16 protein-coding genes are annotated in these 26603 nt (G+C 72.2%); 6 read left to right on the top strand and 10 right to left on the bottom strand.

Annotated elements, in window-relative coordinates:
* Positions 1 to 37: 37 nt before the first annotated feature.
* From glgB to ACYP53_RS03545, 4 genes are all read right to left on the bottom strand, one after another.
* On the bottom strand, positions 38 to 2422 hold the full coding sequence (glgB, locus tag ACYP53_RS03560; protein WP_459646619.1) for a 1,4-alpha-glucan branching protein GlgB: 2385 nt from the start codon (positions 2420 to 2422) through the stop codon (positions 38 to 40).
* 64 nt (positions 2423 to 2486) lie between these two features.
* On the bottom strand, positions 2487 to 3977 hold the full coding sequence (locus ACYP53_RS03555; protein ID WP_189915774.1) for a maltokinase N-terminal cap-like domain-containing protein: 1491 nt from the start codon (positions 3975 to 3977) through the stop codon (positions 2487 to 2489).
* A 242-nt stretch (positions 3978 to 4219) separates the two neighbouring features.
* Entirely contained in the window at positions 4220 to 5944 is a 1725-nt protein-coding gene (gene treS, locus ACYP53_RS03550) for a maltose alpha-D-glucosyltransferase (protein WP_189915775.1), read from the bottom strand.
* Complete coding sequence (locus ACYP53_RS03545; protein ID WP_189915864.1) at positions 5941 to 7896, bottom strand: alpha-1,4-glucan--maltose-1-phosphate maltosyltransferase; 1956 nt, start codon at positions 7894 to 7896, stop codon at positions 5941 to 5943. The genes treS and ACYP53_RS03545 overlap by 4 nt, the downstream gene beginning before the upstream one ends.
* A 1118-nt stretch (positions 7897 to 9014) precedes the next feature.
* Here ACYP53_RS03545 and glgP point away from each other — a divergent pair.
* Together glgP and ACYP53_RS03535 are read left to right on the top strand one after the other, a co-directional pair.
* The gene (glgP, locus tag ACYP53_RS03540; protein WP_459646618.1) at positions 9015 to 11696 is read left to right on the top strand and encodes an alpha-glucan family phosphorylase; all 2682 of its coding nucleotides are present in this window, start codon (positions 9015 to 9017) and stop codon (positions 11694 to 11696) included.
* 86 nt (positions 11697 to 11782) lie between these two features.
* Positions 11783 to 12682 (top strand): hypothetical protein, encoded by a 900-nt coding sequence (locus ACYP53_RS03535; RefSeq protein ID WP_459646617.1) that lies wholly within the window; start codon positions 11783 to 11785, stop codon positions 12680 to 12682.
* 86 nt (positions 12683 to 12768) lie between these two features.
* Here the strand turns inward: ACYP53_RS03535 and ACYP53_RS03530 are convergent, their stop codons facing one another.
* The 3 genes from ACYP53_RS03530 to glgX all read right to left on the bottom strand — a co-directional run bounded on the left by ACYP53_RS03530 (position 12769) and on the right by glgX (position 18931).
* Entirely contained in the window at positions 12769 to 14661 is a 1893-nt protein-coding gene (locus tag ACYP53_RS03530; RefSeq protein WP_459646616.1) for an ABC transporter ATP-binding protein, read from the bottom strand.
* A complete protein-coding gene (locus ACYP53_RS03525; protein WP_189915779.1) occupies positions 14658 to 16511 on the bottom strand; it encodes an ABC transporter ATP-binding protein in 1854 nt (617 codons plus the stop codon). The genes ACYP53_RS03530 and ACYP53_RS03525 overlap by 4 nt, the downstream gene beginning before the upstream one ends.
* 167 nt (positions 16512 to 16678) lie before the next feature.
* Entirely contained in the window at positions 16679 to 18931 is a 2253-nt protein-coding gene (glgX, locus tag ACYP53_RS03520; protein ID WP_189915780.1) for a glycogen debranching protein GlgX, read from the bottom strand.
* 212 nt (positions 18932 to 19143) lie between these two features.
* Here glgX and ACYP53_RS03515 point away from each other — a divergent pair, with 212 nt between their 5' ends.
* From ACYP53_RS03515 to ACYP53_RS03500, 4 genes are all read left to right on the top strand, one after another.
* Positions 19144 to 20376 carry a L,D-transpeptidase gene (locus ACYP53_RS03515; protein WP_459646615.1) on the top strand — a complete coding sequence of 411 codons (1233 nt, stop codon included), beginning with the start codon at positions 19144 to 19146 and terminating at the stop codon, positions 20374 to 20376.
* Between the two features lie 235 nt (positions 20377 to 20611).
* On the top strand, positions 20612 to 21889 hold the full coding sequence (locus ACYP53_RS03510) for a L,D-transpeptidase (RefSeq protein ID WP_459646614.1): 1278 nt from the start codon (positions 20612 to 20614) through the stop codon (positions 21887 to 21889).
* 235 nt (positions 21890 to 22124) lie between these two features.
* Positions 22125 to 23363 (top strand): L,D-transpeptidase, encoded by a 1239-nt coding sequence (locus ACYP53_RS03505; RefSeq protein ID WP_459646613.1) that lies wholly within the window; start codon positions 22125 to 22127, stop codon positions 23361 to 23363.
* Positions 23364 to 23502: 139 nt separating this feature from the next.
* The gene (locus ACYP53_RS03500) at positions 23503 to 24048 is read left to right on the top strand and encodes an ATP-binding protein (protein ID WP_229928533.1); all 546 of its coding nucleotides are present in this window, start codon (positions 23503 to 23505) and stop codon (positions 24046 to 24048) included.
* A gap of 292 nt (positions 24049 to 24340) precedes the next feature.
* Here ACYP53_RS03500 and ACYP53_RS03495 read toward each other — a convergent pair whose 3' ends face one another.
* The 3 genes from ACYP53_RS03495 to ACYP53_RS03485 all read right to left on the bottom strand — a co-directional run bounded on the left by ACYP53_RS03495 (position 24341) and on the right by ACYP53_RS03485 (position 26500).
* On the bottom strand, positions 24341 to 25219 hold the full coding sequence (locus ACYP53_RS03495; protein ID WP_459646612.1) for a hypothetical protein: 879 nt from the start codon (positions 25217 to 25219) through the stop codon (positions 24341 to 24343).
* A gap of 199 nt (positions 25220 to 25418) precedes the next feature.
* The gene (locus tag ACYP53_RS03490) at positions 25419 to 25691 is read right to left on the bottom strand and encodes a DUF397 domain-containing protein (protein ID WP_459646611.1); all 273 of its coding nucleotides are present in this window, start codon (positions 25689 to 25691) and stop codon (positions 25419 to 25421) included.
* Positions 25688 to 26500, bottom strand: a complete 813-nt coding sequence (locus ACYP53_RS03485; protein ID WP_459646610.1) for a helix-turn-helix domain-containing protein — start codon at positions 26498 to 26500, stop codon at positions 25688 to 25690. Before ACYP53_RS03485 ends, ACYP53_RS03490 begins: the two co-directional genes overlap by 4 nt.
* Positions 26501 to 26603 lie beyond the last annotated feature (103 nt).

The following is a 26603-nucleotide window of genomic DNA, read 5'->3' as shown; positions in this document are numbered from 1 at the left end:
GTGCCCGCCCGTGGCGGCGGGCGGGCACTCGGGGTCCTCAGCGGGCCGGGCGGAGCCAGAGGGTGGCGAGCGGGGGGAGGATCAGTTCGGCCGAGCGGGGCTGGCCGTCCCACTCCACCGGGTCGGCCTTGACCGGGTGCGAGTTGCCGATGCCGCCGCCGCCGTACTCCTCGGTGTCGGTGTTCAGCAGTTCCTCCCACAGCTGGTCGCGGCCGGCCAGGCGGGGCAGGCCGACCCGGCGGCCGTGGCGGACGACCGGGGAGAAGTTGCAGACCGCGACCAGCGGGGTGCCGTCGGCCGCGTAGCGGACGAAGGAGAGCAGGTTGTCCTCGGCCGCGCCGCCGTCGAGCCACCGGAAGCCGTCCGGGGTGGTGTCCAGCTCCCACAGGGCCGGGGTGTCGAGGTAGCGCCGGTTGAGGTCGCGGACCAGCCGGCGCACTCCCAGGTGGTCCTGGTGGGCCGGCCACTGCTCGTCGAGCACCCACCACTGCGGGCCCTGCTCGTGGTCCCACTCCGCGCCCTGGGCGAACTCCTGGCCCATGTAGAGCAGTTGCTTGCCCGGGTGGGACCACATGAAGCCCAGGTAGGCGCGGTGGTTGGCGCGCTGCTGCCACCAGTCGCCGGGCATCTTGGAGACCAGGGCCTGCTTGCCGTGGACGACCTCGTCGTGCGAGATCGGCAGGACGTAGTTCTCGGAGTAGGCGTACACCATCGAGAAGGTGATCTCGTTGTGGTGGTACTTGCGGTGCACCGGCTCCTTGGACATGTAGACCAGCGAGTCGTGCATCCAGCCCATGTTCCACTTCAGCCCGAAGCCGAGGCCGCCGGCGTCGGTGGGGCGGGTGACGCCGTCCCAGGCGGTGGACTCCTCGGCGATGGTGATCACGCCCGGGCAGCGCCGGTAGACGGTGGCGTTCATCTCCTGCAGGAAGGCGGCCGCGTCCAGGTTCTCCCGGCCGCCGTGCTGGTTGGGCGTCCAGGCGCCGCCCTCGCGGGAGTAGTCCAGGTAGAGCATCGAGGCGACGGCGTCCACCCGCAGGCCGTCGATGTGGAACTCCTCGCACCAGTAGACCGCGTTGGCCACCAGGAAGTTGCGCACCTCCTTGCGGCCGTAGTCGAACTCCAGCGTCCCCCAGTCGGGGTGCTCGGCGCGCAGCGGGTCGGCGGGCTCGTACAGCGGCTCGCCGTCGAAGCGGGCGAGCGCGAAGTCGTCCTTGGGGAAGTGCGCGGGCACCCAGTCGACGATCACGCCGATGCCGTGCCGGTGCAGGGTGTCCACCAGGTGCCGGAAGTCGTCCGGGCCGCCCAGCCGGGCGGTGGGGGCGTAGTAGCCGGACACCTGGTAGCCCCAGGAGCCGCCGAAGGGGTGCTCCATCACCGGCATGAACTCCACGTGGGTGAAGTTCAACTCCTTGAGGTAGCGCGGCAGTTCCTCGGCGATGGCGCGGTAGGTGGTGAGGTCGGGGCGCCAGGAGGGCAGGTGCAGCTCGTAGACCGACATCGGCGCCCGGTGGTGCGGGGTGCGGGCCCGGCGGGCCATCCACTCGTCGTCCTGCCACCGGTAGTCGGAGGAGGTGACCACCGAGGCGGTGCCGGGCGGGCACTGGGCGGCCCGGGCCAGCGGGTCGGCCTTGTCGAGCACCCAGCCCTGCCGGGTGTGCACCTCGTACTTGTACGTGGTGCCCTCGGCCAGGCCGGGGACGAACAGCTCCCAGATCCCGGAGGAGCCGAGCGAGCGCATCGGGTGCCCGGTGCCGTTCCAGTGGTTGAAGTCGCCGATCAGCCGGACTCCGACGGCGTTCGGCGCCCAGACGGCGAACGCGGTGCCGGCCACGCCGTCGACGGTGCGCACGTGCGAGCCGAGCGCCTGCCACAGCTGCTCGTGCCGGCCCTCGGAGATCAGGTGCAGGTCGAGTTCGCCGAGGGTGGGCGGGGTGCGGTAGCCGTCCCGCTGGCGCAGCGGCCGGCCGTCGGCGTAGGTCACCAGCAGGGTGTAGTCGGACGGTTCGTCGCCGGCCACCAGGCCGGTGAACAACCCGCTCTGCTGGTGGGTGAGTTCGGCCGGGCCGTGGGCGGTCTCGACGACCACCCGCTCGGCGAACGGGCGCAGCACCCGGATCGCCGTGCCGCCGTGCACCGGGTGCGCGCCGAGCACCCCGTGCGGGTCGTGGTGCTGCCCGCTCACCAGCCGGTCCACCTCGGACGGCGGCAGCGGCGCCTCGGGCAGGCGGAGGGCTGTGACGGGAGGTGCGACTTCCTCACCCGCTTCCAGCCGTTCGGGCCGTTCGGCTCGGGGCGGGGTGGTGACTCGCTCGCTCGCCTCCGGGTGGTCGGGCCGTTCGGCTCGGGGTGCGGAGGACCCGGCCAGGAAGGTGGCCGGGACGGGTCGGGTGGGGCGGCCGGTCGGGTCGAGCGGCGTCACGGCGTGGTCCTCCTGCGGCGGGATGGGCGAACTCGTGGCGGACGGGCGGACGGGCGGGGCGGGATCAGACGGAGAGGGCGAGCCGGTTGATCGCGGCCAGCGGGATCGGCAGCCAGCTCGGCCGGTGCCGGGCCTCGTAGACCACCTCGTAGACCGCCTTGTCGATCTCCAGTGCCCTCATCAGCTCCGGCGAGGCGGCCGGGTCGGCGCCGCCTCCGGCGGTGTAGCCGGCGCAGAAGGCGGTGCGGTTGCGCTGGGCCCAGGCGGCGGCGAGGTGGGCCAGTTCCGGGTCGACCGGGCCGCCGGCCAGCAGGTGGGCGGCCGCGTAGTCGAAGGAGCGGAGCATCGCGGCGACGTCGCGCAGGGCGGGCTGCGGTTCCCGGCGCTCGTTGACCGATTTGGCCGGCTCGCCCTCGAAGTCCAGCAGCACCCACCCGTGCGGGGTCCGCATGGCCTGCCCGAGGTGCAGGTCGCCGTGGATGCGCTGGACCGGGAGGCCGTCCGGGTGGGCGTCGGCGAGCTGTTGGAAGGCGGTGCGCAGGGCGGACCGGAAGCGGAGCAGTCCGGGGACGGCGGCGACGGCGCTGTCCAGCCGGTCGGCCATGGTGGTGGCGAGCCGTCCGGTCTGGGTGCGGTCGAGCCGGGCGACCGGCATCGAGCGGGCCAGTACCCGGTGCACCTCGGCGGTGGCCCGGCCGAGCCGGTGCGCCTCGATGGCGAAGTTGCCGGGGGAGCGGTCGCCCTTGAGCCGGCCGACCTGGTCGAGGGCGAGTTCCCAGCCGTCCTCGGCGTCCGGCAGGTAGCGCTGGAGCAGGCCGAGGGTGGCGGGTTCGGCGCGTTCCATCCGGCTCTCGAACCAGGCGGCGACCCGGGGGATCCGGGTGGAGCCGGCCCGGGAGAGGGCGAGCGAGAGTTCGAGGTCGGGGTTGGTGCCGGGGTGGATGCGGCGGAACAGCTTGAGGATGTAGGAGGTGCCGTAGATGACCGAGCTGTTGGACTGCTCGGCGGTGGAGGCGCGGCCGGGGAGGTTGGCGGGCAGCCCGGAGCCGGGGGTGCGGCGGAAGGAGAGCGAGCCGAAGCGGTCGCCGGTGGCCAGGTGTTCGAGCAGCCGTCCGGTGAGTTCGGGGTCGTGCACCGCGTCGTACAGGGTCGCGCCGTCGTACGGGCCCTGGCTGAGCCGGCCGAGCACCGCGCCGGGTCCGATGTCGCCGGGGCCCTGGGAGCGGATGCCGAGCAGCAGCTGGTAGATGTCGCCGTGCGGGGCGCCGGCCGTGGTGGCGTGCTCGACCCGCAGCAGCAGGTGCAGCAGGGCCGGGTCGCCGACCTGCAGCGGGGTGCCGACCACCGGGGTGAGGCCGGTGATGGGCCGTCCCTTCCCGGCGTACCAGCGCTGGGTGGGCAGCCACGCGGCGATCAGCGGCAGCGCCGCCTGGATGAGCTCGCTGACCCCCAGGGCGGTTCTCCGGGCCCCGGAGCCCCGCGCGCCGGTCGGCACGGTGGGGCCGGCCTGGGCGTCGTGCTGCACATGGGCTTGAGAACGGGAGGTTTCGGACATGACTCCCTTTCCCCGGAAGCGCGCGGACGGCCCGACGGGTCGTGGCCGGGTCCGTCAGTCTTCCGGATTTCGGCGGCGCGGCGGTCGCGGCACGCGAGCACGGCTCGGGTGTCACGCCTTCGTGTGGGTGGCCGTTGGGCTGTTCTCCGTACGCGGTGGTGCAGAGAACTCCGGGGGCGCTGTGGTCCAACTGGCGCCCCCGGAGGGTCTGGTGGTGCTGTCGTGGCGCGTGCGGCGGATCGTTACTTCGATCGCCTGGTCCCGCTCAGGCGCGGGGGCTGCCGGAGCTGGAACCAGTAGAAGCCGTGTCCGGCGAGGGTGAGCAGGTAGGGCCACTCGCCGATCGACGGGAAGCGCACCCCGCCGATCAGTTCGACCGGGTACCGCCCGCCGTACTGCCGCAGGTCCAGCTCGGTCGGCTGCGCGAACCGCGAGAAGTTGTTCACGCACATGACCAGGTCCCCCTCGTACTCGCGCACGAAGGCCAGGACGGCGGGGTTGCTGGACGGCAGTTCGGTGTAGCTGCCGAGGCCGAACGCCGGATTGAGCTTGCGGATCTCGATCATGCGACGCGTCCAGTGCAGCAGCGAACTCGAACTGCTCTGCTGCGCCTCGACGTTGGTCACCTGGTAGCCGTACACCGGGTCCATGATGGGCGGCAGACTGAGCCTGCCCGGGTCGGCGGAGGAGAAACCCGCGTTGCGGTCCGGGGTCCACTGCATCGGCGTGCGCACGCCGTCCCGGTCGCCGAGCCAGATGTTGTCGCCCATGCCGATCTCGTCCCCGTAGTAGAGCACCGGCGAGCCGGGCAGGGAGAACAGCAGGGCGGTGAACAGCTCGATCTGGTTGCGGTCGTTCTCCAGCAGCGGGGCGAGCCGGCGGCGGATGCCCACGTTGGCGCGCATCCGGGGGTCCTTGGCGTACTCCGCGTACATGTAGTCGCGCTCCTCGTCGGTGACCATCTCCAGGGTCAGCTCGTCGTGGTTGCGCAGGAAGATGCCCCACTGGCAGCCGTTGGGGATCTGCGGGGTCTTGGCGAGAATCTCGGAGACCGGGTAGCGGGACTCGCGGCGCACCGCCATGAAGATCCGCGGCATCACCGGGAAGTGGAACGCCATGTGGCACTCGTCGCCGCCCGAGGTGAAGTCGCCGAAGTAGTCGACGACGTCCTCCGGCCACTGGTTGGCCTCGGCGAGCAGCACGGTGTCGGGGTAGTCGGCGTCGATCTCCTTGCGGACCCGCTGGAGGAACTCGTGGGTCTCGGGCAGGTTCTCGCAGTTGGTGCCCTCGCGGGCGAAGAGGTACGGCACCGCGTCCAGCCGGAAGCCGTCGATGCCGAGGTCGAGCCAGAACCGCAGCCCGGCGATCATCTCGTCCTGGACCCGGGGGTTGTCGTAGTTGAGGTCGGGCTGGTGCGAGAAGAAGCGGTGCCAGTAGTACTGCTTGCGGACGGGGTCGTAGGTCCAGTTGGAGGTCTCGGTGTCGACGAAGATGATCCGGGCGTCCGGGTACTGCTTGTCGTCGTCGGCCCACATGTAGAAGTCGCCGTACGGCCCGTCCGGGTCCGCCCGGGAGGCCTGGAACCACGGGTGCTGGTCGCTGGTGTGGTTCATGACGAAGTCGATGATCACCCGCATGCCCCGGGCGTGCGCGGCGTCGGTGAACTCCATGAAGTCGGCGAGGTCGCCGAACTCCGGCAGCACCGAGGTGTAGTCGGACACGTCGTACCCGCCGTCGCGCAGCGGCGAGGCGAAGAACGGGGGCAGCCAGAGGCAGTCGATCCCGAGCCACTGGAGGTAGTCGAGCTTGGCCGTGAGCCCCTTGAGGTCCCCGACCCCGTCGCCGTTGCTGTCCTGGAAGGACCGCACCAGCACCTCGTAGAACACCGCACGCTTGAACCACTCGGGGTCCAGGTTCTTCTTCGAGGTCTCGGGGAAGGTGTCGGGGACGGGCTCGTTCACTGTCACGCTGGGTTCCTCCGAACCGTGAGGAGGTGAGCCGGCTCGGCTGAGGGATCGAGCCGGACGTAGTTGTGCCGGCCCCAGGTGTAGACGGCGCCGGTGAGCTCGTCGTGCACCGCGAACGGGCCGTCGCCCTCGAGGGTGACGGTGGCCTCCTGGACGTGGTGCGGGTCGAGGTTCACGACGGTGATGACCTGGTCGGTGAGCCCCTCGGGGGTGGTCGCGGTCTTGGAGTAGGCGAGCACCCGGTCGTTGTCGGTGGGGTGGAAGCGCAGGTCGCGCAGCTGCTGCAGGGCGGGGTGGCGCCGGCGCAGCCGGTTCAGCACGGTCAGCAGCGGGGCGAGGGTGTCGGTGCGGGCCCAGTCGCGGGGGCGCAGCTCGTACTTCTCCGAGTGCAGGTACTCCTCGGAGCCCGGGTGGGCCGGCTCGTTCTCGTACAGCTCGTACCCGGCGTAGACGCCGTAGCTGGGGGAGAGGGTGGCGGCGAGCACGGCGCGGACGGCGAAGGCGGCGCGGCCGCCCTGCTGGAGGTACTCGTGCAGGATGTCCGGGGTGTTGGCGAAGAAGTTGGGGCGCATGTAGGCGGCCGTGTCACCGGTGAGTTCGGTGAGGTACTCGGTGAGTTCCGGCTTGGTGGTGCGCCAGGTGAAGTACGTGTACGACTGGTGGAAACCGATCTTCGCCAGGGTGTGCATCATCGCCGGGCGGGTGAAGGCCTCCGCCAGGAACACGACATCCGGGTCGGTGCGGGCGATGTCGCCGAGCACCTTCTCCCAGAACACCACCGGTTTGGTGTGCGGGTTGTCGACCCGGAAGATCCGCACGCCGTGGGACATCCAGAAGCGCAGGATCCGGATGGTTTCCTTGACGATTCCGTCCATGTCCTGGTCGAAGTTGATCGGAAAGATGTCCTGGTACTTCTTCGGCGGGTTCTCGGCGTAGGCGATGGTGCCGTCCGCGCGGTGGCTGAACCATTCCGGGTGCTTGTTCACCCAGGGGTGGTCGGGGGAGCACTGGAGGGCGAAGTCGAGCGCCACCTCCAGGTGCAGGTCCCGGGCCTCGGTGACGAAGTGGTCGAAGTCCTCGATGGTGCCGAGGTCGGGGTGGACCGCGTCGTGGCCGCCCTCGGGGGAGCCGATCGCCCAGGGCGAGCCGACGTCGTGCGGACCGGCCGTCAGGGTGTTGTCCGGGCCCTTGCGGAAGGCTCGGCCGATCGGGTGGACCGGCGGCAGGTAGACCACGTCGAAGCCCATCGCGGCGACCGCCGGCAGCCGCTCGGCGGCGGTGCGCAGGGTGCCCGGGCGCGGCGGCTCGACACCGGCCGGGTCCACCACGGCGCCCTCCGAGCGCGGGAAGAACTCGTACCAGGAGCCGAACAGCGCGCGCTCGCGGTCCACCTGCAGCGGCAGCGGGCGGGAGGCGCTGAGCAGCTCGCGCAGCGGGTACCGGGTCAGCAGCTCCAGCACCTCGGGGGCGAGGGCGGCGGCCAGCCGGGACAGCGGCGGCATGGCCGGGTCGCGCAGCGCGTCGGCGGCGGCCAGCACGTCGGCGCGGCCCTCCTTCTTCGGCACGCCGGCCGCGGCCTGCTCGAACAGCCGGGCGCCCTCCTCCAGGACCAGCGCGGTGTCGATCCCGGCGGGCAGCTTCACCGAGGCGGTCCTGCGCCAGGTGGCGATCGGGTCGCTCCACGCCTCCACCAGGTACGACCAGCGGCCGGGCGCGGTCGGGGTGACGTACGCGCCCCAGCGGTCGGTGCCCTCGGCGAGCTCGCGCATCGGGGTCCACGGGCCGCCGCGGCCGCGCGGGTCGCGCAGCACCACGTTGGCGTTGACGGCGTCGTGGCCCTCGCGGAAGACGGTCGCGGTGACCAGGAAGGTCTCGCCGACGACGGCCTTGGCCGGGCGGCGGCCGCCGTCGACGAGCGGGCTGACGTCCAGGACGGGGATGCGGCCGATCACGGTGTCGCTCTCTGTCTTGCGGGCGGCGGTCTTGGCAGTGGTCTTGGCGGTGCTCTTGGCAGTGGTCTTGGTGGTCTTGGCAGCAGGCCTGGTGGACGGACCGGTGGCGGTCCCGGCGCCGCCCTTCGCGGCGGACGCCTTCGGGGCGGCCGCCTTCTTCGCGGCGGCCGTCCGGCGCGGCGCGGGGTCGGCCCCGGTGCCGGCCTTCGGGGTGGTGGCCGGGGCGGTGGTGCGGCGCGTGCTGGTGGCGCGCCCGCGGGGTGCCGCGGTCCCGTCCTCCTCGGCCCCGGGGTGTCGGGGCGCCGCGGAGGGCCGGGCTTCGGAGGATCCGGCACGGACCGCCCCGGACGCCCGGGGCGCGGGCATCGCCGGATCTGTCCGAGTGTCAGAATCCATCCGTCCGGCGGATTCCGCGACCGCTGGGTCGAGCGTTTCGGCCACCGGTGTGGACTGGTCCCGCGTGTCGCCGTGCATGCCAAACTCCTGCCCGAGATCGACGGCAGCTCCCGCGGGCCGGGGTCGGGCCAGGGAGTACCGGGAGGACTGCTGGGTGGGGAGGACGTGCGACCGGAGCCTGCCCGCGTCGCTGTCCCCGGCAACCTGCCCGGCGCCCGCCGAGTCGGCGGCGGGACGCCCTGGAGCCCGTGCGCGTCCCGGCGCACGCCTCCGGGGGCACGCCCCCCGGGCGGTCCGGTCCACCCGTGAACGAGCGGGCCGGGCCCGAGGACACGCGCCGGTGCGCGGTGAGCGCCGAATGGGCTAAGGAGAACGGGAACGGCCAACGCGAAAAGGATTCGGACGTGCTGCTTCGAGGGGGACGCCACCCGTCGCCGCACTCCCCACAGCATCAACGACCTTCGGTCATCCTCGCACCGGCGGCGCGGTTTTTGCAGCGGTACGACAGGAGTTTCGAGTCTTCTCCCGAGCGGGTGCGCCATCGGAAATGGATCCGTACCGCGGAGTTCACGTATTGGTAGCGCGGGCCCCCGAAATGTGCGCCGCGCGCGCCCCCTGTGCAGACCAATGCGCCGAATGCGATCTCATCAATAGGCCGAACGGATGCCCAATAGCCCACATGACGCACTGTCGGACCGACCGCCGAGGCTACGCTTCACGCCGTGAAGGCAATCCGCAGATTCACCGTCCGCACCGTCCTGCCCGAACAACTCCAGCCGTTGCACGAGCTGGCCCTCAACCTGCGCTGGTCCTGGCACCCCGAGACCAGGGACCTGTTCCGGTCCGTGGACCCGGAGGTCTGGGCCGCGACCGGCGAGGACCCGGTGCGGCTGCTCGGGGAGGTCCCGGCCGCCCGGCTCGCCGCGCTCGCCGCCGACCGGCGGTTCCTGCGCAGACTCGGCGACCTCGCCGACGACCTGCGCGACTACCTGAGCGGACCGCGCTGGTACCAGACCCGGCAGGAGACCGAGGCCGGCGCGCTGCCGGCCGCCATCGCCTACTTCTCGCCCGAGTACGGCATCGCCGCCGCGCTGCCCCAGTACTCCGGCGGGCTCGGCATCCTGGCCGGCGACCACCTCAAGGCCGCCAGCGACCTCGGCGTCCCGGTCATCGGCGTCGGGCTCTTCTACCGGCACGGCTACTTCCGGCAGTCCCTCGACCGGGACGGCTGGCAGCAGGAGCGCTACCCGCTGCTCGACCCGGACGAGCTCGCGGTCAGCCCGCTGCGGGAGGCCGACGGCACCCCCTGCCGGGTCGACCTCGCGCTGCCCGGCGGACGCACCCTGGCCGCCCGGATCTGGAAGGCCCAGGTCGGCCGGGTGCCGCTGCTGCTGCTCGACTCCGACATCGAGGCCAACTCGCCCGCCGAACGCGACGTCACCGACCGGCTGTACGGCGGCGGCAGCGAGCACCGGCTGCTGCAGGAGATGCTGCTCGGCATCGGCGGCGTCCGGGCGGTGCGCGCCTACTGCCGGCTCACCGGGCACCCCGCGCCCGAGGTCTTCCACACCAACGAGGGCCACGCCGGCTTCCTCGGCGTCGAACGGATCCGCGAGCTGGTCGCCGCGGGCCCGGCCGACCCGGACACCGCCGCCCTGGACTTCGCCGCCGCCCTGGAGTCCGTCCGGGCCGGCACGCTCTTCACCACCCACACGCCCGTCCCGGCCGGCATCGACCGCTTCGACCGCGAGCTGGTCGCCCGCCACTTCGGCGGCGAGGCCGCGCTGCCCGGCGTCCCGGTCGACCAGGTGCTCGCGCTCGGCGCCGAGACCTGGCCCGGCGGGGACCCGAAGCTGTTCAACATGGCCGCCATGGGCCTGCGGCTGGCCCAGCGCGCCAACGGGGTCTCCACCCTGCACGGCGAGGTCAGCCGCTCGATGTTCAACGGCCTCTGGCCCGGCTTCGACCCCGCCGAGGTGCCGATCACCTCGGTCACCAACGGCGTCCACGCCGCCACCTGGATCGACCCGGCGGTCGTCCGGCTCGGCGCCGCCGAGATCGGCGCCGAGCGCGCCGAGGAGGCGATGACCACCGGCGAGGCCACCCGCTGGACCGGCCTGGAGTCGATCGGCAACAGCGAGGTCTGGGAGCTGCGCCGCACCCTGCGCGCCCAACTGGTGGAGGAGGCCCGCCGTCGGCTGCGCGCCTCCTGGCGCCAGCGCGGGGCCGGGCAGGCCGAACTCGGCTGGGTCTCCTCGGTGCTCGACCCGGACGTGCTCACCATCGGCTTCGCCCGCCGGGTGCCCTCGTACAAGCGGCTCACCCTGATGCTCCGCGACCAGGACCGGCTGCGGTCCCTGCTGCTCCACCCCACCCGGCCGGTGCAGATCGTGGTCGCGGGCAAGGCCCACCCGGCCGACGACGGCGGCAAGCGGCTGATCCGGCAGATGGTCGCCTTCGCCGACGACCCGGCCGTCCGGCACCGGATCGTCTTTCTGCCCGACTACGACATGGCGATGGCCCAGCACCTCTACCCGGGCTGCGACGTCTGGCTCAACAACCCGCTGCGCCCGCTGGAGGCCTGCGGCACCTCCGGGATGAAGGCCGCGCTCAACGGCTGCCTCAACCTGTCCGTCCTGGACGGCTGGTGGGACGAGTGGTACGACGGCCGCAACGGCTGGGCGATCCCCACCGCCGACGAGCGCGACGGGGTGCTCGACCCGGACAGCGGCGAGGCCGAACGGCGCGACGACATCGAGTCCGCCGCGCTCTACGACCTGATCGAGGACCAGGTCGCCGCCCGGTTCTACGACCGGGACGCGGACGGGCTGCCGCAGCAGTGGATCGCCATGGTCCGGCACACCCTGGTCACCCTCGGGCCCAAGGTGCTCGCCGGGCGGATGGTCCGCGAGTACGTCGAACGGCTGTACGCCCCGGCGGCACTGGCCCAGCGGGAGCTGGCGGGCGAGCACTACGCACCCGCGCGGGAGCTGGCGGGCTGGAAGGCGAAGGTCCGGGAGGCCTGGCCGGCCGTCCGGGTCGAGCACGTCGAGGCGGACTGCCCGGCCGAGGCCCAGGAGCTGGGCAGCTCGCTGGCGCTGCGGGTGCAGGTCGCGCTCGGCGCGCTGGAGCCGGACGACGTCGAGGTCCAGGTCGTCTCCGGCCGGGTGGACGAGTCGGACGGCATCTCGGACGCCTGCCTGCTCGCCCTCAAGCCGGTCGGCGGGCCCGACCTGGACGGGCGCACCCGCTACGAGGGCTCGCTGGAGCTGTGCCGGACCGGCCCGTTCGGCTACACCGTCCGGGTGCTGCCCGCGCACCCGCGGCTGGCCTCCCCGGCCGAGCTGGGACTGGTCGCGCTGCCGGCCGAGTCGGCCGGGATGGACGCGGGGCTGCTGCGCTGACGCCGCGCCGGATGACTGCCGTACGTCGACCACGGACGGCAGTCATCCGCTTGCCGCCCGTGTCGCCCGGGGGGAGCGTGATGGTCATGATGCGAACCGTCCGCGCGGCCGTCCTCGCCGCGTTCTCCGCAGTCCTCGTCGCGTGGCCGGCCCAGGCCGCCACCACCCCGCTCGCGGCGCCGCCGCCGGCCGCCGCGCTCTCCGTCGAACTCTGCCCGCCGGAGGGCCCGGTGGTCCCGGGTGAGACCGGGACGCTGGAGGTCCGGGTCACCAACAACGGCCCGGCGGCGACCGGCGACACCACCCAGGTGGTCGTGCACTTCCCGGCGCCGGGTGTGGTGCAGTCGGCCGACCCGCCGGTCGACCTGACCTACTTCGGCACCGGCAGCTCCTACCTGATCCCGGCCGGTCTGGCGCCGGGGGCGACCTCCGTCGAGCGGCTCGCGCTGTACGTCGCGCCGATCACCTACTCGGGCGAGACCATCAGCGGCGACGTCCAGGCCTTCTACGCGGGTGACCCGGACCAGTCCGGCCACACCACGCCCTACAGCCTCGTCACCGGCGACACCAAGGCGCACTTCACGGTCGGGGCCTCGTCCGCGATCGTCGGCGGCAAGCCGGTGCCGCAGCCGGGTGACCTGGAGGGCAAGCCCGGAGCCACCATCGAGCTGCCGCTGTGGGTGTACAACAACGGCCCGTCGTACTCGCGGCACCCGGTCGACTTCCTGATCACCGTGCCGGAGCGGACCACGCTGACCGGCACCACGCCGATCGGCTGCACGGCGACCGGGCCGCGGACGCTGGCCTGCCACTTCTCGGAGGGGCCGCGCTACCACAACACGATCTACGTCTTCCCGTCCGTGGTGATCGACCCGGCGGCGGTCGCCGGGCAGGTGCTCACCGGCGGGACGCTGGACGTGTCCGGGCAGGAGGACCCGAACCCCTCGCCCGACCACCACGCCGACTTCGCGGTGACGGTGACCTGAACGGCTCTGCCGGGTAGGCCCGGCCCGGGTGCGTAACGGCGCACCCGGACCGGGCACATTCATGGGGGGTGAAACAGGACCAGGACCTAGACCAGGCTGTCCCGCCAGGCCCGGTGGAGGTCGGCGAAGCGGCCGGAGCCGTCGATCAGCTCCTGCGGGGAGCCGTCCTCCACGATCCGGCCCTGGTCCATCACCAGGACGCGGTCGGCGATCTCCACGGTGGAGAGCCGGTGCGCGATGATCACCGCCGTGCGGCCGGCCAGCACCGTGCGCATCGCCCGCTGGACGGCCTGCTCGCCCGGGACGTCCAGGGAACTGGTCGCCTCGTCCAGGATCAGCACCGCCGGGTCGGCCAGCAGGGCGCGGGCGAAGGCCACCAGCTGGCGCTGCCCGGCGGAGATCCGGCCGCCGCGCTTGCGCACGTCGGTGTCGAAGCCGTCCGGCAGCGCGGCGACGAACTCGTACGCGCCGATGTCGCGGGCGGCCTGCTCGACCTCCTCGCGGGTGGCGCCGGGGCGGCCGATCGCGATGTTCTCGGCGACGGTGCCGGAGAACAGGAAGGACTCCTGGGTCACCATCACCACCCCGCGGCGCAGCTCGGGGGTGGCCAGCTCGCGCAGGTCCACGCCGTCCAGCCGGATCCGGCCGTCGGTCGGGTCGTAGAAGCGGGCCAGCAGCTTGGCGACCGTCGACTTGCCCGCGCCGGTGGCGCCGACCACCGCGACCGTCTGCCCGGCCGGGATGCGCAGGTCGAAGGGCGGCAGCACCTCCTTGCCGGTGCGGTAGGCGAAGCGGGTGCCCTCGAAGGACACCTCCCGGCCTCTGACTCGCCCGCTCGCCAGCTCTGGCAGCTCCTTGGGCTCGGCCGGTTCGGCGACCGTCGGCTCGTGGGCGAGCAGGCCGGCGATCTTCTCCAGGGCGGCGGCGGCCGACTGGTAGCTGTTCAGGAACATCGCCAGCTGGTCGACCGGGTCGTAGAGCCGGCGCAGGTAGAGCGTGAAGGCGGTGAGCACGCCCAGCTCCAGCGAGTCCTCGACGACCAGGTAGGCGCCGAGCAGCACCACGCCGGTGATCCACAGGTTGGCGGTGACCCGGGAGAGGCCGACGTAGCGGGCGATCTCCAGCAGGCCGTCCGCGGTCGCGGTGGCGGACTGCCGGTTGACCACGGCGAAGGCCTCGTCGTTGGCCTTCTCGCGGCGGAAGGCCTGCACCGGGCGGATGCCGTTCATGGTCTCGGTGAACCGGACGATCAGCGAGGCGGCCGAGGTGCGGGAGCGGCGGTAGACCCGGCGCGAGCGGCTGCGGAAGGAGCGGGCGATCAGCGCCAGCGGCACCACGGACACCAGCGAGACCAGGCCGAGCCGCCAGTCCAGCACCAGCAGCAGCACTGAGATGTAGCAGACCGACAGGAAGACCGTCAGCAGCTCCTGGAGGCCCTCGGAGAGCAGCTCGCGCAGCGCGTCGATGTCGCTGGTGGCCCGGGAGATGATCCGGCCCGAGGTGTAGCGCTCGTGGAAGTCCAGGCTCAGCCGCTGGGCGTGCCGGAAGATCCGGCCGCGCAGCTCCAGCAGGATGTCCTGGTTGACCCGGGCACTGACCTTGATGAACACCCACTGCAGCACCGGGCTGAGCAGGGCGCAGAACAGGTACCCGGCGGTGACGGCGATCAGCGGGCCGGAGTCGTGGTCGCGCAGCGCCGGGATGGCGCGGTCCATCGCGACCGCGACCAGCAGCGGGCCGGCCTGCATCGCGGCCTGCTGGACCAGGATCACCAGCATCGCGACGGCGATCCGGGCCCGGTGCGGGCCGAGCAGCGAGCGCAGCAGCGCCCGGGGCGCGCCGGGCGGGACGGGGATGTCCTCCTCGTCGGCCGGCGGCGGGGGCGGCTCGCTGCCGGCGGGCCCGACGGCGGTGACGGGTACGGCGGGTTCGGCGGGTCCGTTGTCCGCGGCCTTCGCGGGTTCGGCGGTGGTGGTCACGGGGCTGCACTTCCTTCGGGCGCGAGGGCGGCCTCGCCGGACATCAGTTCGCGGTAGTGCGGGCAGTCGCGCAGCAGCTCCTGGTGGGTGCCGACGGCCTCGATCCGGCCGTCCGCCAGCACCGCGACCCGGTCGGCGAGCAGCACGGTGCTGGGGCGGTGGGCGACCACCAGGGCGGTGGTGGTGCCGAGGACCTCGCGCAGCGCCCGTTCGACCAGGGCCTCGGTGTGCACGTCCAGGGCGGAGAGCGGGTCGTCCAGCACCAGGAAGGCCGGGTCGCCGACCACCGCGCGGGCCAGGGCGAGGCGCTGGCGCTGGCCGCCGGACAGGCTCAGGCCCTGCTCGCCGACCTCGGTGTCCGGGCCCTCGGGGAGCCTCGCCACGAAGTCCGCCTGGGCGGTGGCGAGGGCGGAGCGCAGCTGCTCGTCGCCCGCGCCCGGGGCGCCCATCAGGACGTTCTCCCGGACGGTGGCGGAGAACAGGGTGGGCTCCTCGAAGGCGACCGCGACGGTCTCGCGCAGCCGCTGCCGGGGCAGGTCGCGGATGTCCCGGCCGTCCAGCGTGATGGTGCCGGCGGTGGCCTCGTACAGCCGGGGGAGCAGCGCGGTGAGCGTGGTCTTGCCGCTGCCGGTGGCGCCGACCAGGGCCATCGTCTCGCCGCTGCGGACGTGCAGGTCGATGCCGGACAGCAGGTCGGGGCTGTCCGCGGGGGCGTCGGGGTAGCGGAAGCGGACGCCGGTGAAGCGGATGCCGTCCGGGGCGGCGAGCCCGGTGGCGGTGCCCGGGTCCGGGGTGTCCGGCTCGTCCAGCACCTCGAAGAAGCGGTCGGTGGCGGTGGCGGCCTCGTTGGCGTAGGCGAGCAGCCAGCCGAGCGACTCGACCGGCCAGCGCAGCGCGAGCGCGGTGGACAGGAAGGCGACCAGGGAGCCGGCGCTCAGCTCGTCGTGGGCGACCAGGTAGGCGCCGACGGCGAGGGCGCAGGCCAGGACGATCTCCGGCAGGCCGACGATGACGGCCCACAGGTTGGCGAGCAGGTGGGCCTTGTGCAGCTCGGTGCGGCGCAGCTCGTGGGACTGGGCGCGGAAGCGCTCGGCCATCGAGCGGTGGCGGCCGAAGGCCTTGAGGATCCGGATGCCGAGCACGGACTCCTCGACCACGGTGGCGAGGTCGCCGTTCTGGTCCTGGGCGCGGCGGGAGGCGCCGGAGTAGCCGTGCTCGAAGCTCCGGGTGAGCACGAACAGCGGGACGACGGGCGCCAGGGCGATCAGCGCGAGCCGCCAGTCCTGGGTGAACATCACCGCCGTGCCGGCCAGGAACATCACCGAGTTGACGATCAGGAAGACCAGTGGGAAGGCCAGGAACAGCCGCATGGTGTACATGTCGGCGGTGGCCCGGGAGAGCAGCTGGCCGGAGCCCCAGCGGTCGTGGAAGGAGACCGGGAGCCGCTGCAGCTTGGCGAAGAGGTCGCCGCGCATCGCCGTCTCCAGCCCGGCCAGCGGGCGGGCCAGCACCACCCGGCGGGTGTAGAACAGACCGGCCTCCAGCAGGCCCACCAGCAGCAGCAGGCCGACCAGCGGCCAGAGGGCGGCCAGGTCGCGGGTGGCGAGCGGGCCGTCCACGATCCGGCCGAGGATCACCGGGACGGCGAGTGTGCTCAGCATGCCGAGGGTGGCGGCCGTCACCGAGACGGTCAGCCGGCCGCGGACGGCGCGCGCGTACGGCCACAGGCGCAGCAGGGAGCGGACCGTGGAGCGGCGCGGTGCGGCGGCTGCGCCGGGTCCGGCGGTCTCGTCGGTCTTTTCGGTCCCGTCGGTGGGTGGGTTGTCGGTGTCATGTCGGTTCTCGGCCATCGCGGTGAGGGTAGGCAGAGAAGCCGTCACTTCTCATCCGGTTTTTCGCCCCTGTCGGCGGGACCCGGCGAGAACCGGCCACCCGGACGGGCGGTGCGGAGGTGAACGGCGGGGCGTGCGCAGCGGTTCGTGCAGGGAGGAGTGCGCCGGGCGCCTCTTGCGAGCCCTCAGGGGTTGGGGGCGGGTGCGCGCAGCAGGTGCAGTGAGCGCCCGCCCAGCACCACGGTGCCGTGCGGGAACGGCTCGCCCGTGCCCGCGGCGGCCGTGTCGACCACCGTCTCGTACGGCGCCTCCGGTGCGGCCCAGGGCTCGCCGGGCAGGGTGAACGACGTGGCCAGGTGGCCCGCGTTGAGCAGCAGCAGGAAGCTGTCGTCCCGCAACGGCCGCCCGGCGTCGTCCCGTTCGGACATCGCGCTGCCGGACAGCAGCATCCCGAGGCAGGAGGTCGGCGCGAACCAGTCGGCCTCCGTCATCTCCTTGCCCAGCGGGGTGAACCAGGCCAGGTCGGGCTGGCCGCCGGGCGTGGCGGCCCGCCCCGAGAAGAACGCCCGCTGCCGCAGCACCGGGTGGGAGCGGCGCAACCGGACCAGCCGGGCGGTCAGCTCGCACAGTTCCCGCCAGCCGGGCTCCGCCAGCAGCGACCAGTCCAGCCAGCTGATCTCGTTGTCCTGGCAGTAGGCGTTGTTGTTGCCGCCCTGGGTGCGGCCCAGCTCGTCCCCGGCCGTCAGCATCGGGACGCCGGCCGAGAGCAGCAGGGTGGCCGTCAGGTTGCGCAGCTGGCGCAGCCGCAGGGCGTTCACCTCCGGGTCCGCCGTCTCGCCCTCGACGCCGTGGTTCCAGGACCGGTTGTCCTCGGTGCCGTCCCGGTCGGCCTCGCCGTTCGCCCCGTTGTGCTTGCGGTCGTAGGAGACCAGGTCGCGGAGGGTGAAACCGTCGTGCGCGGTCACGTAGTTGACCGAGGCGTACGGGCGGCGGCCGCCGCGCTGGTAGAGGTCGGAGGAGCCGGAGAGGCGGTAGCCGAGCTCGCGGACGTCCGGACGGGCGCCGCGCCAGAAGTCCCGCACGGTGTCGCGGTACCTGTCGTTCCACTCGGCCCACAGCGGGGGGAAGCCGCCCACCTGGTAGCCGCCCGGGCCGACGTCCCAGGGCTCGGCGATCAGCTTCACCCGGCTGAGCAGCGGGTCCTGGGCGACGGCCGCGAGGAAGGGGTGCTCCATGTCGACGCCGTCGCCGCCGGCCCCGCCGCCGCGGGCGAGCGCCGCGGCGAGGTCGAAGCGGAAGCCGTCCACGCCCATCTCGGCGACCCAGTAGCGCAGCGAGTCGGTGATCAGCCGGATCACCTGCGGGCGGCGGGTGTCCAGGGTGTTGCCGCAGCCGGTGTAGTCGGCGTAGCCGCGCGGCCGGTTCGGCGGGAGCCGGTAGTAGCCGGCGTTGTCGATGCCGCGCAGGGACAGCATCGGGCCCAGTTCGGCGCCCTCGGCGGTGTGGTTGAACACCACGTCCAGGATCACCTCGATCCCGGCGGCGTGCAGGGCGCGGACCATCCGCTTGAACTCGCCGACCTGGCCGCCGCGCGAGCCGGACGCCGAGTAGCCGGCGTGCGGGGCGAAGTAGCCGACCGTGTTGTAGCCCCAGTAGTTGACCAGGCCGCGGGCCTGCAGGTGGTCCTCGCTGGCGTGCTGGTGGACCGGCAGCAGCTCGACGGCGGTCACGCCGAGGCCGGTGAGGTGGGCGAGGGCGGCGGGGTGGGCGAGGCCGGCGTAGGTGCCGCGCAGCCGGGGCGGCACGTCGGGGTGGCGCATGGTGAAGCCGCGCACGTGCAGCTCGTAGAGCACCGTCTCGGCCCACGGGGTCTTCGGGCGGTGGTCGTCGTACCAGTCGTCGTCGTCGTGGACGACCACCGCTCTGGGCACGTAGGGGGCGGAGTCGCGGTTGTCCCGGACGGTGTCGGCGACGTCCGCCTCCGGCCAGTTGCGGACGGCCGCGCAGGCCGCGTCGTGGGAGGTGTAACAGCCGTCGACGGCGCGGGCGTACGGGTCCAGCAGCAGCTTGGCGGGGTTCCAGCGGGCGCCCGTCCACGGGTCCCAGCGGCCGTGCACCCGGAAGCCGTAGCGGGCGCCGGGGCGCACGCCGGGGAGGAAGCCGTGCCAGACCTGGAAGTCCTGCTCGGTGAGCCGGTGCCGGCTCTCCCGGCCGTCCTCGTCGAAGAGGCACAGGTCGACGGCCTCGGCGCCGGCCGCCCAGAGCGCGAAGTTGGTGCCCTGGTCGCCGGGTTGGCCGGCGCGGAAGCGGGCGCCGAGCGGCTGCCAGCTGCCGGGCCGCGGTGGTTCGGCGGGGTGCTCGGCGGGGCGCGTTCGTTCGGCGGGGCGCGGACCGACGCCCGGCCGTACCCCGGCTTCCAGCTCCTGCCCTGACGCCATGGCCGCACCCTCCCTGGACGGGGTGTCCCGGACCCCGTTCACTTCCTCTTTCCCGGATTGCGCAGATCGGAAGCCGCTGAACGGGGGCTTACCGGCGGATGGCGGGCAGGGGGCGCCCGTGGATGACGGGATTCCGGGGCCGGCGCGCGTGTCCCCCCGTCGACGGCGGTCGTTGTTCCGGGCGTCGGACGCGAACAGTGGGAGGCCCCGGGATGCGGCGCCGAGGACGGGTGTGGGCGCGGGGCGCGGCGGCGGTGGCCTGCTGTCTGGCGGTCCTCACGGGGTGCGCCGGCGGTGGCTCCCCGGCGGCCCCGGACGGGGACGCGGTGGGGTCCGGGGCGCCGGCCGCGCCGCCGGCGCCGTCCCGGGCGGTGGTGACCGCGCAGCCGGCCGACGGCGCGCAGGACGTGCGGCCGGAGGGCGCGGTGCGGGTGAGCGCGGCGCAGGGCCGGCTGGTGTCGGTCCGGCTGGCGGACGCGAAGGGCACCGAGGTGCCCGGCACGATCGCCGCGGACGGCGCCGGGTGGGCGCCCGACGGCCCGCTGCCGCTGGGCACGGCGTTCACCCTGGACGCGGTGGCCGAGGACGACGCCGGCCAGAAGGCGGCCCAGCACTCGGCGTTCTCGACCATGGCCCGGGCGCACACCTTCGTCGCCTTCTTCACCCCGGAGGACGGTTCGACGGTCGGCGTCGGCATGCCGGTGTCGCTGCGCTTCAGCCGTCCGATCGCCGACCGGGCGGCGGTGGAGCGGGCCGTCCAGGTCGCCGCGGACCCGCCGGTGCCGGTGGCCGCGCACTGGTTCGGCAACCAGCGGCTGGACTTCCGGCCGCAGCAGTACTGGACGGCCGGCACCAAGGTCACGGTGGCGCTGCGGCTGAAGGACGTGCAGGGCGCGCCGGGCGAGTTCGGCACCCAGAGCCGGGACCTGCACTTCACCGTCGGCCGGGCGCAGGTCTCCACCGTGGACCTGGACGCGCACACCCTGACCGTCCGGGCGGGGCAGGGCGGCAAGGTGGTCCGGGTGCTCAAGGTCTCCGGCGGCAGCCGCGACCACTCCACCTACCGGGGCGTGATGGTGGTGTCGGAGAAGTACCGGGAGACCAGGATGAACTCGCAGACCGTCGGGATGGGCGACGAGTACGACATCAAGGACGTCCCGCACGCGATGCGGCTGACCACCTCCGGCACCTTCCTGCACGGCAACTACTGGGCGGATCCGCGGGTGTTCGGCACGGCCAACACCAGCCACGGCTGCGTCGGCCTGGCCGACGTCAAGGGCGGGGCGAGCAAGGACTCCCCGGCGGGCTGGCTGTTCGAGCACACCGTCCCGGGGGACGTGGTGGAGGTGAAGGCCTCGTCCGGGGACTTCGTGCCGCCGCAGAACGGGCTGAACGGCTGGAACCTGCCCTGGGAGCAGTGGGTGGCCGGGAGCGCCCTGCGCTGAGCCGCGGGCGCGCCGCCCCGGCCGCGGGCCCCCTGCCGCGGCCCTCTGCCCGGCCTTCACGCCCGGTTCACCCCGGCTTCACCCGGTTCCGTTCGACTCCCCTGTGAAGTCACTCGAACGGCCCAGTTATCCTGCTCCGACGCGTCCACAGCCCGGCCGCGGAAGATCGGCGCCCGGTGCAACTCCCGGGGGCACTCAGCGCGTCAACAGAGTGGATACCGGGAGGGGAGAAACCGTGAAGACGGGTAAGACGGCCGGAGCCGCGATACGCACCACCAGCCGCTACGGGCGCAGGGGGGCGTTGGCGCTGGTCATGGGTGGGGTACTGCTGCTCACCGCGGCCTGCAACGACGACAAGGGCAGTGGCTCCGGTGGCTCCGACGGGGGCAACGCGGCCAGCGCGCCGGCCTCGGCGGACGCGGGCGGTGCGGGCGGCGCGGGTGGTTCGGGCGGTTCGGGGACGCCGAAGCCCTCGGCCGCGGTGATCGCCGTCGAGCCGAAGGACGGTGCCCAGGACGTCCAGCCGACCGGACTGGCGGTCTCCGTCTCCAACGGCAAGCTCACCACGGTCGAGGTGACCGACAAGGACGGCAAGCCGGTCACGGGTGCGATCACCCCGGACGGTGCCGGCTGGAAGCCCGCGGCGGCGCTCACCGTCGGCATGGCGTACAAGGTGAACGCGCAGGCCAAGGACGCCGAGGGCCTGGTGGCCGCGTCCACCACCTCGTTCACCACCCTGACGCCGGACAAGAAGATCTCCACCAACGACAACATCAGCGACGGCGCCACCTACGGCGTCGGCATGATCGTCTCGGTGGAGTTCAACAAGGCGGTCAAGAACAAGGAAGCCGTCCTCAAGGGCATCACCTTCGAGACCAGCAACAACACCGTCGTGAAGGGCCACTGGTTCGGCGACAAGCGGGTGGACTTCCGCCCGGAGCAGTACTGGGCGCCGGACACCAAGGTGACCATCAAGTACCGGCTGAAGAACGTCGAGGTCGCCCCGGGCATCTACGGCGACGTGGAGAAGGACGAGCCCTTCACCATCGGCCGCTCGCAGGTCGCCACCGCGGACGCCAAGTCGCACCAGATGACCATCGAGCGGGGCGGCCAGAGCACCACCGTGCCGGTCACCCTGGGCGCGGACGCCACGCCGTCCTGGGGCGGGACCATGGTGGTCATGTCCAAGGAGAAGGTCACCCGGATGAACTCGCAGACCGTCGGTCTCGGCGGCGAGTACGACATCCAGGACGTGCCGCACGCGATGCGGCTGACCACCTCCGGCACCTTCGTGCACGGCAACTACTGGGCGAACCCGTTCGGCAAGAGCAACGCCAGCCACGGCTGCATCTCGATGCAGGACGTGAAGGGCGGCAGCGACACCTCGGTGGCGGGCAAGTTCTTCAACGACTCGATGGTCGGCGACCCGATCAAGATCGTGAACTCCAAGGAGAAGACCGTCTCGCCCTCCAACGGGCTCGGCGGCTGGAACGTGGACTGGGCGAGCTGGTAGGCCCTGTCCGGAGGTCGGCCCGGCTGGTCCGGGCACTCCGGTGAGTTCTCTCCGAGCGGTCCGATCCTCACCCGATGGGGTCGGACCGCTCGGGTTTCCGGGGCATGGAGCCCCTCGTATGGCGCAACCTTTCCGGTGGCCGGGCGCGTATACCCGGTCAGGTCCGCAGACGGTCCTTCGCAGGTCCGTCGCGGGTCCACGGGGAGTCCGGGGAGTTCAGAGGGAGGGAATCGACGTGAGGTCGATACGCAGAGTGGTGGCCGCCGGCCTGGTCGGCGGAGCGATGGTGCTGACGGCCGCCTGCGGTGGCGGTGACGGCGGGGGCGGCGGCAGCGCGGCCAAGGCCGACCTGGGGGCCGGCGCGGCCACCTCCCAGCCGCCGGCGTCGGCGGCGCCCACCAGCGCGGTGCCGAAGGTGTCGCAGGCCGTGGTGAACATCGAGCCCAAGACCGGCGCGGTGGACGTGGCGCCGAGCGCGCTCAAGGTCGGGGCGACGGGCGGCAAGCTCACCACCGTCAAGGTGAGCGACAAGACCGGCAAGGAGGTGCCCGGCACCATCGCCGCCGACGGCTCCTCCTGGACGCCGACGGCCGGCCTCTCGGTGGGCACCGCCTACCAGGTCAGCGCGATGGCGGCGGACGCCAACGGCGCGGTCACCGAGGCGGACAGCAGCTTCACCACGCTGACGCCGGAGGCCCAGGCCAAGGCCTCCGACAACGTCGACGACAACGCGACGTACGGCGTCGGCATGATCGTCTCGGTGGAGTTCACCAAGGACGTCAAGAACAAGGAAGCGGTCGCCAAGGGCATCACCTTCGAGACCGACAACGGCACCGTGGTGAAGGGCCACTGGTTCGGCGACCGCCGGGTGGACTTCCGTCCCGAGGGCTACTGGAAGCCGGGCACCAAGGTGAACGTGCACTACCGGCTGAAGAGCGTGGAGATCGCTCCGGGCGTCTACGGCGGCTCGGACCGGGACGAGCCCTTCACGATCGGGCGATCCCAGATCTCGACGGTTGACGCCGCCACGCACAAGATGACCGTCGTGAGCGGGGACGGCCAGAGCTCCGAGATCGACATCACCTCCGGCTCGGACGACCACCCCACCTGGAACGGCACCATGACCGTCATGTCCAAGGAGGGCACGGTGCGGATGCAGTCCAGCACCCTGCCCGGCATGACCGGCGCGCCCTACGACCTCCAGGTGCCGCACTCGATGCGGCTCACCACCTCGGGCACGTACGTGCACGGCAACTGGTGGGCCAGGAACAGCATCTTCGGCGGCGACAACGTCAGCCACGGCTGCGTCGGCCTCAAGGACGTCGAGGGCGGCGGCGCCGGCACCTCGATGGGCAAGTTCTACGACAGTTCGATCGTCGGGGACGTCGTGATCGTCAAGAACTCCATCAAGAAGGAGAAGCTCGACCCCTCGAACGGGCTGAGCGGCTGGACCCTCCCGTGGAGCGCCTGGTAGGACGGCCGGGGGTCAACTCGGGCTTGACGGAGGTCGGCCCGGGGCGACCCCCTCCTTGCATCCGGCATATGCCGACTCGGGGGAGATCGTTTGCTCATTGTCCGTACGCGGCTGCTTGCGTTCCGCAATGATGGTCGGCATGGCGGGTTGGGGCGAAGCAGATCAGTCATCAGTTCCCGGGGCCGGCACGGTCGCCGAGGCGTCCTGGATCGACGTCCAGGGAGCGCTCTCGGCGCTGGAGCGGCTCAGCTCCGAGGAGCTGGAGGAGATGTATTCCGGCAGGCTGTGCGACCAGTCCTCGCCGAGTGAGGTCCGGCTGCCGTCCCGGCCGGAGTCCGGCCCGGTGGCCCGGCGGCTGGTGCTGTCGGTCCTGGAGTCCTGGGACCTCCACCAGTACCTGGAGGCCGGGGAGTTACTCACCAGCGAGCTGGTGTCCAACGCGGTACGGCACGCGGCGGGGCGCACCATCGGCCTGCACGTCAGCCGCAAGCCGGGCTGGCTGCGGATCGAGGTCCGGGACTCCTCCCGGGCGCTGCCCTGCATGATCCTCGCCGAGCCCAGGCCGGTGAACGAGCGCGGGCGGGGGCTGAAGATCGTCGACGACCTCTCCGACCGCTGGGGCGCGGACCTGCTGCCGCGGGGCAAGGGCGTCTGGTTCGAGCTCAAGGTGCGCGAGCGGCACTGAGCCGGCTGGGTCGTCCGGCCCGCGTCCGGCCCGTCCGGCCCGGAAAACACGCAGGGCCCCCGGATTCGCCGTGGTCCGGCGGAGGGGGCCCCTGCAAGTCATCGCGGCGGCCAAGGGGGTGCGTGCCGCTGCGATGGGCGTCGGCAGTGCCAGGTCGGGCCCGCCGAAGTTCGATGCCTTGACTATCGCACGGATCTCAGCATGTGGGCAAACCGGGCGACTGGGAATCCAAGGTTTGTAACCTAGTTCACCTTTGGATTTTGCATAGGTTAACGCTGCTACCTGTGAATATTCATGATCGCGGTGCTGTGCTCCCCGCGCTCATCGCTTGGCGGACCCGGGCGGCATGGCGGCGGACGGCCGCGGGCGAGAGGTGGCGAACGGGCGGTGCGGCCCGGCTGACGCCACCAGGAGAGCGGCAGGCGCGGCAGAGCCCGCCGAGGAGGGCCTGGGGGCGGCACGGGGTGCGGCAGTCGGTGCACTCGGGGACGCGGACGGGCTGGGCGGCCTGGGCTGCCTGGGTGGCCTCTCCAGCCGGTGCGGGGCGTTCCGGGGGCAGCTTGTCGATCAGACGGCGGCGGGTGAGGGCCACCGGGCTGTGGACCGGTGTCGGCAGGCCCGCCGTGAGCGCGGCGGTGAAGAGGGCGGGGGTGGCACCCCGGGCCAGCCACTCGGCGGCGAGCGGTTCGAGCGCGGCACAGTCGGCGGCGGAGAGGGCCAGCCGGGAGTCCGCGAAGCCGAGGCCGGCGAGGGCGGCGTAGGCGGCCGAGGTGGGGGAGGTCCGGTTGAGCGTTCGCTCCTTGGGGGGATCGGGTGCGTTCTCCGTTGACGTCTCACCGGTGGCGAGGAAGTGGTTCCACCAGGCGTCACTGCGGGGCGTCCGGGAGAAGAAGGTGCGGAACACCCAGCGGCAGTCCTTGGAACTCATGCGCTCCCGGACGCGACGCAGGTGACCTGCGGTGGAGAGGTTGTTGAGCACCGTGCGGCAGGCCATCTGGCCGTAGTGCGGCTGCAGGGCGGCGAGCGTCTTGACGTCCATGGCAGCGCCGTCGGGGAGACGGTCGATGAGCGAGGCGAGATAGGCCTCCCGCGCCGGGAGGTGGGTGAAGTCGCTCGCGGAGCGGGGGTGTTGCTCCGGGGCGGACTGCTTGCCGTACCCGGGGGTGGCCATGGCGGTAGAGTCGTGGGTAGCCACAGGATCGACTCACTTTCGATCAGCGTGGTCAGACCCCCGTTCGGTGTTGGTAGCACCGGTCGGGGGTTGTTTCGTTGGTCCGCACGCTACACGGAGGAACCGGCTGTGGCGAAGTCGTGACGATAAGTCATATCTGCTGCGTGCGAGGGTGGTTGGAAGGTGGTTACCCACCCGTTCAACTAAGGGGGCGCTTGATCGTTGCCGCTTGAGCTTCGGCCGCGAAGGAGACGAAGGCGGACCAGGCGGAGGGGGAGAAGGTGAGCGTCGGGCCGGCCTTGTCCTTGGAGTCCCGGACGTGGACGGCGGAGGGGCAGGAGGCGACCTCGACGCAGGCGCCGCCTTGGTCGTTGCTGTAGCTGGACTTGGCCCAGGAGACGGCGACTTCGACGCACTCTCCGCCGTCGTCGTTGCTGTAGCTGGACTTGAACCACTCGGCTCCAGCGTTCATAGCCCCTCCGAGACTCTCCCGATGAACTCTACGGACTCCTCGATACTGAGGGCCTGCATGCGGATCATGCCATGTCGCTGTGTGAGTACGTTGACCTTGTCCGGATCGGCGTGCAGCACGCCGGTTCGGTGTCCTTCTACGTATGCCAGCTGCTCGTGGTCGGCCGTTTCCAGCAGGACGATGGGGCCGGTGAGGGCCGCGTATGCCGCGCGGTTCGCGGGAAGTACTTGAATCGCGACGTTTCGCAGGCGGCTCATCTCGACGATGTGCGCGAGCTGCCTCTTCATGAGGCTTGAGCTGCCGACCTTCGCGCGCAGCGCTGCTTCGTAGATCACGAAGCCGAACAGCACTCTCGGTGAGTTCGTCAGCTTCTCCTGGCGTTGCATCCGGCCCGCGATGCGAGCTTCGATCGTTTCGTCGTCCAAGGGCGGACAGGCGTGGCCGATCAGTTCTCGGGCGTACTCCTCGGTCTGAAGCAATCCCGGGATGAGCAGCGCCGCATATGTGTGGATCGCGATGGCATCGGCTTCGGCGTCCGTGTAGCCCTGCAAGTAGGACGGGAACTTCTCCGGTGTCAGGAAGTCCGCAGCCCCCAGCAGCATCCCCTTTGCATCGCACAACTCATCTGCCACCTGAAGCAACTTGAGCGACGGCCGCCGCCTCCCCGCCTCCATCGACCGCACGCTCTCGATGTCGTAGCAGGCCGCTTTGCTCAGCTGCTCCCGGGTCACGCCCGCGCGAGTGCGCCACCGCTTGACCTGATCGCCGCAGTACTTCCACGACATCGGGTTCTCCTTCGGCGTGCTCATCGCCCGGCGCCCCTCCCTGCCCTGGTCACAGGGCGGTTCAAGCTCTCGCTGTACCCCTCGTGTAACTGCTGAGGGTATGTCCGGCTCCCGACTCTTGAAGGGT

The sequence above is a fragment of the Kitasatospora sp. Ki12 genome (genome assembly GCF_054601375.1).
The sequence above is the reverse complement of the archived record's forward strand: the minus strand, read 5'-3'. Positions and strand labels throughout refer to the sequence as shown.